At 39.5% G+C, this 12822-nt stretch carries 6 protein-coding genes; 1 reads left to right on the forward strand and 5 read right to left on the reverse strand.

Annotation, left to right across the window (positions count from 1 at the left end; genetic code table 11):
- Positions 1 to 353 precede the first annotated feature (353 nt).
- The 3 genes from BLT30_RS08825 to BLT30_RS08835 form a co-directional block, all read right to left on the reverse strand.
- A complete protein-coding gene (locus tag BLT30_RS08825; protein WP_089873209.1) occupies positions 354 to 6203 on the reverse strand; it encodes an InlB B-repeat-containing protein in 5850 nt (1949 codons plus the stop codon).
- A 295-nt stretch (positions 6204 to 6498) separates the two neighbouring features.
- Positions 6499 to 6885 carry an HU family DNA-binding protein gene (locus tag BLT30_RS08830; RefSeq protein WP_089873210.1) on the reverse strand — a complete coding sequence of 129 codons (387 nt, stop codon included), beginning with the start codon at positions 6883 to 6885 and terminating at the stop codon, positions 6499 to 6501.
- 155 nt (positions 6886 to 7040) lie between these two features.
- A complete protein-coding gene (locus BLT30_RS08835) occupies positions 7041 to 7820 on the reverse strand; it encodes a hypothetical protein (RefSeq protein WP_089873211.1) in 780 nt (259 codons plus the stop codon).
- Between the two features lie 267 nt (positions 7821 to 8087).
- Here BLT30_RS08835 and glgP point away from each other — a divergent pair, with 267 nt between their 5' ends.
- Positions 8088 to 9740 (forward strand): alpha-glucan family phosphorylase, encoded by a 1653-nt coding sequence (glgP, locus tag BLT30_RS08840; RefSeq protein WP_175487165.1) that lies wholly within the window; start codon positions 8088 to 8090, stop codon positions 9738 to 9740.
- Positions 9741 to 9839: 99 nt separating this feature from the next.
- On the opposite strand, the gene aceA is transcribed toward glgP, so the two are convergent.
- Positions 9840 to 11120: an isocitrate lyase gene (aceA, locus tag BLT30_RS08845; protein ID WP_089873213.1), complete on the reverse strand. Its 1281-nt coding sequence runs from the start codon at positions 11118 to 11120 to the stop codon at positions 9840 to 9842.
- Between the two features lie 113 nt (positions 11121 to 11233).
- Positions 11234 to 12808, reverse strand: a complete 1575-nt coding sequence (gene aceB, locus BLT30_RS08850) for a malate synthase A (protein ID WP_089873214.1) — start codon at positions 12806 to 12808, stop codon at positions 11234 to 11236.
- Positions 12809 to 12822 lie beyond the last annotated feature (14 nt).

Raw genomic sequence — 12822 nt, forward strand, 5'->3', positions numbered from 1 at the left:
TTCACAAAATTAAGATATTAATAGATATGGTAAAAGAAATAATTATTATTTTTATCGATATTACAATTAAATTAGCAGTTAGTTCACATTGTAATCAATGATTTGTAAAAAATATTTCGTATAAGCAACACATATGTGACATTTACTTATTTCTAATAATCATCACAAACATCCGCATAAACAATCCCAATCAAAACACATCATCCAAAACACATCATCCAAAACAATTAAATTTCCGCATGTTTTGTTTTCCATGATTTTCAAGAGAGTTGGCAATGAATAAAATTATTATTATAAAAAAGCCTTTCAAAGTTTAAAACTTTGAAAGGCTTTTTTATAATAAATTGTATATCTTACTTTATGAATTTCTTTGTTTTCAAGTCTCCAGAGTTCTCAATCTTAAGTATATAAACACCATTTGATAAAATTGTGGTGTCAAATCTTGCTTCCGTGCCATTCACAATTGCAGCCTTGACCAGTTTCCCGGAAGCATCATAAATCTCAACCCTTCCTAGTTTCTTAGTTGATTTGATAACCTGCTCGTTATTATCCTTATAGACCATAAAATCAGATTTAAGGTCAGCTCCAACACCCAGCACTTCTTCCGCCTTATAGACAATCTCGAAACGGGTGTGATCGGTACCTTTCACAGCTTGGAACATGTAATCTCCATTGGTCAGATCGATGATTTTATCAAGTAATTTATCTTTCAAATATATTTTTTGCCCATTATCGAAAACACCTTGTTTATCAGCAATCGATATCCTGTAATTTCCATTTTGAGAATAGACATTTCCCAAAGCCACTTTATCTTCTCTATCAAAGGCAGACCTACCCTGTATCGCTAATTTTCTGCTCCCTAACAGAGAATAGAAAGAATCCGAACCTATTACAAACAACTCCCCGTCATAATCGATTTCAAAATCATTGGTTGCAGAAGGGATATAACCGACCAGCACTGTATTTGAAACACTAGAAGGAGATATCAATTTCAGCCAAAATCTATCATTATTTTTATTATTTTTATTATTAAAGAAATTGCCGTCATCCGTAGAACGCATGTCATTGGTAAAATCAAGAGGCTGATCTTTTCCCGCCAGTTTTGTTTTGATGATGAATCCCTGTCCTACTTTGATAATATTACTTGGAGCCAGGCCTGCAGAGCCAGATTGATTTGGATCTCCATCTATTTGAACCGCAGGAGAGCCGCCGGTAAGATTATAGACAGCATAATTATTACCAGAATAGCCAGCTCCCTGTTGTTGTGTAACCGTCATGTCGTTATTGGTCCAAAAATAGGCCGTTGCGTATATTTTAGAAGAATTGGCAGCATAAAGCTTATCAAAATCGATATTGGACGGATAAGGATTCCCTACGAGATTATAACCTTTCATATCATTGGTATACTTCAAAGAAGCAAACGATAATTCACCGTTATTTGGCACACCTGCAAATGCGAATTCATGCGATACGGTTGGCATCGATGTACTGAAGTTATCCATACCACGAATAGCATACCCTCTCCCAGTTTCGAACACAGAAGAGTCATTCAACAAGAAAGCTCCTGTATTTTTAAACATGTCTGTTGCTTCGTCATAAACCCAAAACCTATTCTTAGGCGTACCTCCTACCTGTCCTCCATTTGAGAACGCATAAAGATTCTGAGCGTTGACTGGCGAGCTCCAATAGTTGTAACCCATTTTGGGAAGCCTGCCTTTTCTTGCAGACACAATATTTCCAATGTTAACTGCATCAGAATCCTGCATGAGCTGTGCATTAGTTCCAAAATTAAGTGCCCCACCGTAGTTAGAAATCCCCTTATGGGCATACAGGACGTTAGAAGTCGTATGATCTGCCGTTTCAGAAATAATTAAGCTTCCGGCGCTTACCGTTGTTAGGCCATTCACAATAATGTTTCCGGGAGCCGCCGTTTTCACCCCAGCTGTAGAAATTATCAAATTATGATAATCCAAACTATTGGTCACTATTTGATCGGCACCTGTATAGTCTATCGAAGAACCTGATTCTAAAGTAATTGTTGGATTATTGGTATTTTTAATAGCCGTAGTAGAAGCTCCGCTAAAGCCATTATCATTATTAACCTTGAACCTCGCTCCGTTTTTCACTATGAAGTTTCCATTTTCCTGGAAAGTCAGCCCTCCATTAGTTGTAGTTCCCGCAACCACATTACTTCCTGAAATAATAACGTTCGCATACTGAGGTGCTAAGCGAATTTGTGTGGCAGAGGTTCCTGTAAATTCTATATTGGTTCCTGATGCCAGATTATAAGACCCACTGATATCCGGTTTTACACCAGAACCTGCCAAACGAAAAGTCCCGGCAACCATTGTAAGACCAGTTGTAGAATTACCAAATGTATTATTGGAAACATCCAATATAGTATTACTCCCATCTATAGCAACCGTACCAGCGATGGCTGCAATGCTACCCGTAGTACTTTTTGTACCACTCCCTGTAAAGAGTAGATTTTGATAATCTGCCCTGGACGACACTGTTTGAGCACCATCTAGCGCATAATGAACCGTAGCACCCGCATTAATAGTAACGGGAACGGTAGGCACACTAGAATTACTACCGGTGAACCCTTGTGCATCCTTTGTAACAAATGTTCCATTTATTACAATTGCTGCTCCACTTCCCCCACTTGTAATCTGGTTTTCACCATTATTATCAAATGCAGCATTCTCCCCAATGGTCATTACACCTCCCAAAGCCAGACTGTTTCCCGCACTATTGAGTGAAAACTTAGAAGTTCCGTTGATATTAACAGCTCCTGAAACTATCAAACTTCCCATTCTGTTAGATACAACTTCTGCATTGTTAAAAGTAAGGCTTGCAGGATTCCCTATGGTTCCTGTTGGAAAAGGAGTAATTGTATTAGTATTGAACAAATAGTTGGCACCCGCTATAAACTGTGCTGTTCCGTTATTAGAAGTGGAACCAGTTGCGCCAAACGACCTCAAGCTACCCGTAGTATTGGTCCCTCCAAATCCGTGAGCATTGGATGTACTTAACACAGCTCCATTTGCAGTAACAAATCTTGCAACATTATTTCCTATGATCGACTTATCGTCAAAGTCAAGAGTCCCTTTTACTGTAAAATAGGAAACAGGTCCTGTATTACTCCCCAATGTCAGATCGGTATTTAATTTTGCATAGTAGCCAGCATCTACTTCATAACTCGTGTAATCAGAATTCTCTCCCGAGTAGCTGATCTGGGATGGCATAGAAGAGGTACCTCTAAAAACAAAACCTCTTGCCTGTGATGATGAAGTTGTTTGATAAACACCATTTCCTGTGTGGGTCAGATTACCAGAAATCGCAATATAATTACTTGACACACTCCCAATACCAAAATCAACATCTATAGCATCTGTAGCAGTATTATTTGAACTGAAGTTTCTTCCAACATTAACTACACCAGGCCCTGTGGCCCCTCCTATATTGGATTTCAAATTTAAAATGGCCGAAGTTCCGGCAATAACAAAATCTCTTCCAACAGAAAGTATTTGCGTCCCAACAGTTGAACTTGTACCAGCTACAACCTCTAAACTTCCCTGACCCTTGAGCAAAACATCATTTGTTACCGTGACATTAGCATTCCCGTTGCCAGTCGCCAGACGAAATGCACCAGTATCATCAACAACAAGGTCAGTTGTGACATTCAAGTTCAAAACCGTTCCAGACCCAACCCCATGCAAAGCACCGCCAGTTACATTAATTTTATTAATGTTTGCCGTCACAGAAAAACTAGAATTACCAAATGACACAAGATTACTTGTCAATGGCCCCACTGTAAGCGTTCCTCTTACGGTCATAGTTCCGGCAGCAGCAAACAAATTGAGATAACCCGTTTTTGTATTATTAAAGGTCAAGTTCCCAAAGTCTTGTACTATCCCAGAAACACCATTTATATTGGAAGTACCCGTATAGCCTATCACGTTGCAATTGGAAGAATCACTCCAGGTTGCCGTTGGTATTGTGCCGCCATTGGCATTATGATTATAGATAGCATCGTCTCCGAAAACAAGTGTCCCACTGTTTGAGATGGCCGTTGTTGTTAATTGGTTCCAAGTTCCGTTCACAACATTGGTCCCTGAAATAGTAAATGTACTGTTGACCGTCAAAACACCGCTACTTTCTATAGTAATATCTTTCCCCGTCGCAGTTGCAGAGACCGTAATTGTACTGTTATCTGATATAGTAATCCCAGATGCCGTATTTGAAGGTACCAAAGTAGAGTTGATCCAGGTTACATTGTCCGGTGAAGACAGCCAGTTACTTGCCGTTGCCCAAGTACCCGTCACCTCTTTACTTTTAAAATAATCAGACGCCTGCGTCACCAAGGTCACACTGAATGGATCCGATTCTATACTTGCGAACGACGAGGAACCGGCAGTCAATTTCAGATTAGTTCCACCCGCCATATGTCTAAGTGTAGAAAAAGTAGCTAATCCAGACACAGCATTAGAGCTCACAGGAGCACCCGTCAAGTTCCCTGTAGATGTTACTGTAACTGCCGTTGTATAATCCTTGTCCCTATTTCCATTAGCATCATTTGCCGATATCGTGACCCCGGGAGACATATTGCTATTGACCGTAATATTGGTAGGCTGTTGTACAAAATCCAATTTTGTTGCAATGACCTCAACCGCATTATTACTGGCTCCAGATCCCACTACCGCTCCTGTACCAGCTTCAAATTGAGTAGACGTTGTGGAGCCTGCCGTTGTAAAATTACCTCTATCTACTTTGAAGACCAGATTCTGACCATCTATCGTTGTAGGCAAAGTTCCCCCAAGAGAGGTCTTCAACCAAATCTTCAAGCTGTAGGTCTTATTATCATCATCCGCAATATATCCTAATGATTTGGCCGCGACAGGAATACCAGAAAATGTGATGTTAGTGGCATTAACCGTTCCCATGATCGTATTGACGCCATCTGTAAGCACAGCCCCATCGATAGCCTGCGTCCAGTTGGCAATATCATTTCCTGTATTTTGAGGGATAACGATCTGACTGATCAAAGTTGGCAGACTATCATTGCCGTCCGTCGTATTATTATCATCTGTGACTGTAAAATCAAAGCTAAGTACGGAATCCGTTTGTGTATTGACAAGAGATGAAAGTGTTGCCGGTTCCGTACCTGCTCCCGCACCCACCCCGGAATAAGACGCTATCAGTTTCCACTCCGCATACAGAGTTGTATTGCCCGCAGGTATTGTAAAGTTTGCATTCTCGCTATAATGAGTTCCTGTTCCGCTGGCATTGGTATTCCATCCATTGAAGACATATCCTGTCTTTGCAAGCGCTCCAGTGTTGGATGATAAATTGATGCTTGAGTTATAATTTCCGCTTTGTGCTGCCGGAACAGTTCCACTAGTGGATGCATTTGCATTGTAAGTTACATTATAGCTGTTGACAGACCATTGCGCATAAAGCGTCATGTCTGCACTGAAGCTATACTGGGCGCCATTGGCATAAGGCGTGCTTGATCCATTTGCGCTGGTATTCCATCCGGTAAAGCTATAACCGGTTCTCGTAAACGTATTGGATGTAAGATTGGTAGGGACAGATGCCGTTTGAGAACCCATGGTTCCCGAGCCTCCATTAGAGTTGAATGTAACTGTCTTGCCGGCATCATAAGTGATTACAACAGATGTCCAATAGGACGCACTCGAGCCTCTTTTTATTGCAAAAAATCTATAATCTCCAGAACCAATTGTCCAACTACCAGGGCTACCTGCCCCTTGGGCAGTCCCGGATGGTATGTAGCCAGTTCCCGCACCAGCAGGCACCAATCTTCCTGTCGATAATGTCCCAACATATAGTGTTGATGCAACAGCATTCCCATTAATTACGATACTAATAATTTTACCAGGTACTGCAGATATATTATATAATAAACCATTATTTGCCTGTCCTTGAATCGCACTTGCATTACCGCCCGTTCCATTGGTAATGTATTGCCCTCCAAAATTTAAACTATTTTGAGTCCAGAGACGCTCCGCACCACCATCATAATTGGCACTGCTCAGATTGCCAGTCCCTCCTGCCGTAGTATTTGTTATTGTAATTGTCTGTGCCCAAACGTTCACGCCAATCAATAAAAAGAAAAGAAAAAAAGCTTTTAAAGAACTACCATAAAAGCACGAAATTTTTGATAATAGATTTAGTTTCATCACATTTTGTTTTCATAAGCAAGCAAATATAAAATTATAAGAAGGATAAAATCCGAGGGTATAAAAAGTTAATATAAATGTAAAAAAGGTTCACAAATGATGGCTTTGTTAAGTAGAACCCTCTTATGAATTCATATCCTATTTTATTAAATTTCACAAACACTTAACCTTAAGTTCAAGAAACCCTGGTTAACGATTATAAAACAACAAGCTTGGTTTCTCCTAAAAGCAAGCTTGTTCTTACTTAACAACAAGCTTGTAGTTGGTGAACTACAAGCTTGGTTTTTCAGAAATACTAACTTTTCTTCTTGAAAGTGGCCACAGACAGGGCGTTACTGATCCGTTTCCCGGGTCTGTAATTCACTTTTACACCACGGATATTAGCGGTAGTGAATTCTCCTTCCTTATCCACCCCTTCGCTGGTAAGGCTTGGATAGAAACTCCCCAGTTTGTCCAGTCGGATGATCTTGCCATTGGCGAGCTGGTCTTGTATCACATTTTCGAGGGCAATGATGACACCCCGGATATCCGCTTCCGAGAGCGCAGAAAATTTCTCGATCTGCTTTACCAGATCATCGATCATTAGCTCACCATCTATTGCAATATTTGCATACCACTTCTTTCTGCCTCCACCGGCAATGCCCGGCTGTGCCTTTTGAATCAAATTGTACTTGATAGCCATTTAAAAAAATTATTTGTGTTTTTCTGCAATATTGCATTGAGTCTAAATTAATAATTAATTCAACACAAAAACAACATTAAAATGAAAATTATTTACAAATAACATCAAACAAATAGACACTTAACATAATAAACAGCATAAAAAATGATTTAAATTCACTTGATCACCATCATTTGGCTATAGAGATTTTCCAAATGCAAGATCTTTGAGAACGGGCTCTTCACTTTCCTGAGCTCCTCTTTGCCATTGATATAGCTGTATCTGGACGCAATGTTGTACATATTGGAGACCAGGATCAGCCAACATTCCTTGGCCTTGTGATTATACAGGGGGTATTTGGAATTCTTCTTTTCGATGACTTCCAATATTTTATCGGAATGGAGCTCATCAAACAAAGACAGGTTGTATTCTAAAAACAAAAGAACGCCTTTATGATGAGGCGTCCTTCTTATGGATCTAACTATTTTAGTTCTCTTGTTATTGGTAATTGCTGACGAGATCTCTTTGATCAATTGTTCCGGCTGCTGATAAAAGTCATCTTGGAAATAATCGATATTAAGATGATAGATGCCGTAGAGACTTTTATATTCGGACAACAGATTTTCCACCGTACGAAAGATATGATTAATATAGCTTTCTTTTTTCTTGAGTTCAAAATGGTTGATAATCTCCGAAACCTCTAACCCGATCCGCTTTCCTTTATAATTGATGATAAAATCCGGGCTTTCACCTGTCAGGTTTTCAATCTCCATTTCAGGAAAATGGCTAAACAATGTATTAAGCAAAAGCAACTCGGTTTTTTTCTGATATTCTTCGCGCTCATGCAGATTTGCCCTGCCAATGGAATCATACCATTTGACAAGGTCGTCCGTCTTCTCATTTTTGGAAGCCACACAGATCTCCAGATTCTTATTAAGGTCCTCGCAAAAGATCATACCATTCCTTTTAGAAATTAAACCTGTTCTAAATTACTAAATAATTGATTACAAAATAATTATATTAATTAAAATTAATAATAAAGAAAATATAAAGAGGCTAATGAATGTTCAAGGACAGAAGAAAGCTTCGTAAGCAATAATGGTCACATGGCAGATTTTCACCTTTAATTTCATGACTTTACACCACCCTGATCTATTGCACAAAAAACTAATTCTTATATTTGCAACCTTATAGACAAGACCTTAAAATATATAAAAAGAACTATGGATTTCAAAAACTTCAAGATGCCTTACAGCATCAATCCAAACTACTCCAAAAGAACTGCCTATTTCTCTATGGAATTCGCTATAGACCAATCGCTCAAGATCTACAGTGGCGGACTTGGCTTCTTGGCCGGATCGCATATGAGAAGCGCATATAATTTAAAGCAAGACTTCGTAGGAATTGGAATCCTATGGAAATATGGATACTACGACCAAAGCAGAAACGCCGACCAAACACTGAACCCGATCTGGACAAAAAAAATGTACAGCTTCCTGGAAGATACAGGCATCAAATTCCAAATCGAGATCCACAATGCTCCGGTTTGGGTAAAAGTTTGGTACCTGAATCCTGAAACTTTCAAGACCTGCCCAATGTTTTTTCTAAGTACGGATGTTCCGGAAAACGACCACCTTTCAAAAACAATTTCTCACAGATTATACGATGCAAACGAGTCAACAAAACTGGCCCAGTACATCCTTCTTGGAAAAGGTGGAGCAAAATTGTTGGACGAAATGAACTTCGAAAGAGATATCTATCACTTGAATGAAGCGCACGGCTTACCAGCCGCTTTTTACTTATTAAGAAAATATGGCGGAGATCTTTCCAAGGTGAAAGAAAAATTAGTTTTCACAACACACACGCCAGAAGAAGCAGGAAACGAGAAACACAACATCCACCTTTGCCACGATATGTCATACTTCTGCGGATTAACGATCGATGAAGTTAAGAACATCGAGGGTGTAAATGACGACCGTTTCAACCACTCACTTTGTGCATTGAGAATGTCGAGAATTTCCAATGGTGTCTCTCAGCTTCACGGTGTTGTTTCCAGAGAAATGTGGAGCAAATATCCGGGAATCTGTGAAATCAAATCAATAACAAACGCCCAGGAATTCAAATATTGGGCAGATAAGCCATTATATGATGCTAAAGACGAAAGTGATGACGCACTTTTCGATTACAGAAAAAAACATCTCAAGAAAAGAACATTCAAGATCGTTGCTGACCAGACAGGAAAAATCTTTGACCCAAGTGTGTTGACGATCGTTTGGGCAAGACGTTTTGCAGGTTACAAAAGAGCCGACCTTCTTTTAGCAGACAAAGAGCGTTTCAGAAAAATGCTTGAAAACAGTAAATACCCGGTTCAGATCATCTGGGCAGGAAAACCTTACCCAATGGATTATGGAGCAATTTCTACTTTCAACAACCTGGTTGAGGAAAGCAAGAATCATAAAAACATGGCAGTTCTTACAGGTTACGAATTATCATTAAGCAAATCCCTGAAACAGGGTTCTGACATCTGGCTCAACAATCCAAGAGTTCCAAGAGAAGCGTCAGGAACAAGTGGAATGACTGCTTCTATGAACGGTTCTGTAAACCTTTCTACTGACGATGGCTGGATTCCGGAATTTGCGAAAAACGGAGAAAATTCTTTCGTAGTTCCACAGGCAGATTACAAAAACTGGCCCCAAATCGAGCAGGATAATTTCGACCTTAATAATCTATATGATGTTCTGGAAAATCAAATTATCCCAACTTATTATGAAAATCCAAACCAATGGAGAAAGATCGTACAAACTGCAATGGATGATGTGAAATATCAATTCAATAGCGACAGAATGGCGGATGAATATTATAAATTGATGTATTGATCATCGTCCAAATAAAATTCAAAACCCTGACTTCATAGAAATCAGGGTTTTTTGTTGACATATTTCGAAATTCAACAATTATAATATGGATTATGAGCCTTAATGAAATTGTGCTGTTTCTGTAGAATCCCTCATGGCCACAGTTGCAGATTTTCCGCTAGTAACGATCGTTTGGATCTCATCAAAATATCCTGTCCCAACAAACGACTGATGTTTCACAGCACGGAAACCTTTGGATTGAAGCGCAAATTCTCTTTCCTGCAATTCAGAATATCCTGCCATTCCTCTTTCTTTGTAAGCATAAGCTAACTCAAACATCGCTGTATTCAAAGCATGGAAGCCAGCCAAGGTGATAAACTGGAATTTGTATCCCATTTTCGCCAGCTCCTCACGGAAGTTCTCCATTTCTTCAACGGTCAATTTTGCTGCCCAATTAAAAGACGGCGAACAGTTATAAGCTAACATCTTGTTTGGAAACTTAGCGTGGATCCCCTCAGCAAATCGTCTTGCATATTCCAGATCAGGATTTGACGTTTCCATCCAGATCAGGTCAGCATAAGGGGCATAAGACAAACCTCTGTCAATTCCCTGCTCCACACCGTTATTCACAACATAAAATCCTTCCGAAGTTCTTTCTCCGGTTACAAATTTCTTATCCCTATCATCGATATCAGAAGTTAACAGATCCGCCGCATCCGCATCAGTTCTTGCAACAATCACAGACGGAACACCACAAACATCCGCAGCCAATCTAGCAGCAATCAATTTATTGATTGCTTCCTGAGTCGGAACCAGAACTTTTCCACCAAGGTGGCCGCATTTTTTGGCAGAAGACAATTGATCTTCGAAATGAACGCCTGCCGCACCAGCTTCAATCATTTGTTTCATCAATTCAAAAGCATTCAGGTTTCCGCCGAAGCCCGCTTCTGCATCAGCAACGATTGGAACGAGATATTCTTTTTCTCCGCCTCCGTTGACTGATTGAATCTGGTCTGCTCTCAATAAGGCATTATTGATTTTCTTGACAACAGATGGAACTGAATTCGCAGGATAAAGCGACTGGTCCGGATACATTTCGCCTGAAAGATTCGCATCTGCTGCAACTTGCCATCCTGATAAATAAATCGCTTCCAGTCCTGCATCCACTTCCTGAACCGCTTGATTTCCTGTCAACGCTCCAAGTCCGGCAACCCAATCTTGGTTATTGAGTTTATCCCAAAGTTTTTGGGACATTTCATTTGCAATCGTGTAATCCAGTTTGTAAGAACCCCTTAGTTTCAATACATCTTCTGCCGTGTAAGGTCTTGTAACGCCAATCCATCGCGGATTTGTCAGCCAGTCTTTTTCCAAAGCCTGGATCTGTTCTTGTTTTGTTTGCATAATATTTGGTGATTTGGTTTGATTATATTTTTAGATTTTAGAAATAAAGATTCCTGACTCAAAATTTCTTTGTTAAATCTTGAGTCTTTCATCTTTGTTCTTTATTCTTGTTTTTAAATAAACGGATACGCTTTCAAAGTGAGGAATTCCTCAAACTTATCACAGAATATCAATTCATTGAAAAGCTCTTTTGCGAGATTGAATTTCCCTTTTGTAAATCGGTCTTCTCCAACATATTTTTTGATTCTGGAAAGTTCTTCTTTTTCCCATTGCAAAACCAATTCTCTAGTCAGTGTTCTTTCATCTTGGAGCACAACACCGTGATGTAACCACTGCCAAACCTGAGTTCTGGAAATCTCAGCCGTTGCCGCATCTTCCATCAGATCATAAAGTGCAGCCGCTCCAACGCCCATTAACCAGGATTCGATATAGAGAATTCCAACATTGATGTTTTTTCGAACGCCATTTTCCGTGATTGTTCCGGCGGGAACTTCAAGCAATTCGGACTCCTTGATTTTATGGTCAAATTTTTTATGGATCTGATTTTTCTTCGGCATATATTGGTCGAAAATTTCCTTCGCTACAGGAACCAAGGCCGGATGCGCCACCCAAGTTCCGTCGTGACCATTCCTGACTTCTCTTTCTTTATCGTTTCTTACTTTTTCAAACGCCAATTCGTTGGCTTCATCATCATTTTTCACAGGAATCTGCGCTGCCATCCCGCCCATTGCGTGGACATTTCTTTTGTGGCAAACCTCAATCACTCGTTTGGAATAGGCACTCATAAAAGGTGAAGTCATCGTCACCTGGTCTCTGTCAGGAACTAAGAATTGGGCTTGATTCCTGAATTTCTTGATATAAGAAAATATATAATCCCAACGTCCACAATTGAGTCCGGAGCTATGATTTTTCAGTTCGAAAAGAATCTCGTCCAATTGAAAAGAAGCTGTAATTGTTTCTATCAGAACTGTTGCCTTGATCGTTCCTTGCGGAATTTCCAGATAATTCTGAGCAAAAATGAAAACATCATTCCACCAACGCGCTTCTTTGTAATGTTCTAACTTTGGAAGATAAAAATAAGGCGCTGTTCCTTTTTCAATCAAAGTTTTCGCATTTCTGAAAAAGTAAATTCCAAAATCTACCAAAGAACCCGACGCGTTTTCACCCTCAATTTCAATATTTTTTTCGGATAGATGCAAACCTCTCGGACGAACGATCAATGTTGCAATCTTATCATTCAGTTGGTAAGATCTACCTTGTTCGTTAATAAAATCGATATTCCTATTGATAGCATCCGTAAGATTGATTTGACCCTGAATACAATTTTCCCAAGTCGGAGAATTACTGTCTTCAAAATCTGCCATAAAAGCATTAGCTCCGGAATTAAGTGCATTGATGATCATTTTCCTATCAACCGGACCAGTGATCTCCACTCTCCTATCCAATAGATCTTTTGGCGTTTCTGAACAAGTCCATTCTCCATTTCTGATATGAATCGTTTCTGATGGAAATGATGGCAATTCTCCCGAATCAAATCTTAATTGCGTCTTTTTTCTTTCTTCTAATAAATCAATCCTTGAATGATTGAAATTCCTGTGAAGTTTGATTAAAAAATCCGTTAGTTCGTCGGTAAAAACCTCTTGGAATTTACTTTTTGGAGAAATTTTCAGCTGGCTCATCGTTTCCATAATTAAAATATTTT

The organism is Epilithonimonas hungarica (assembly GCF_900102265.1).
GTDB classification, from domain to species: Bacteria; Bacteroidota; Bacteroidia; order Flavobacteriales; family Weeksellaceae; genus Epilithonimonas; species Epilithonimonas hungarica.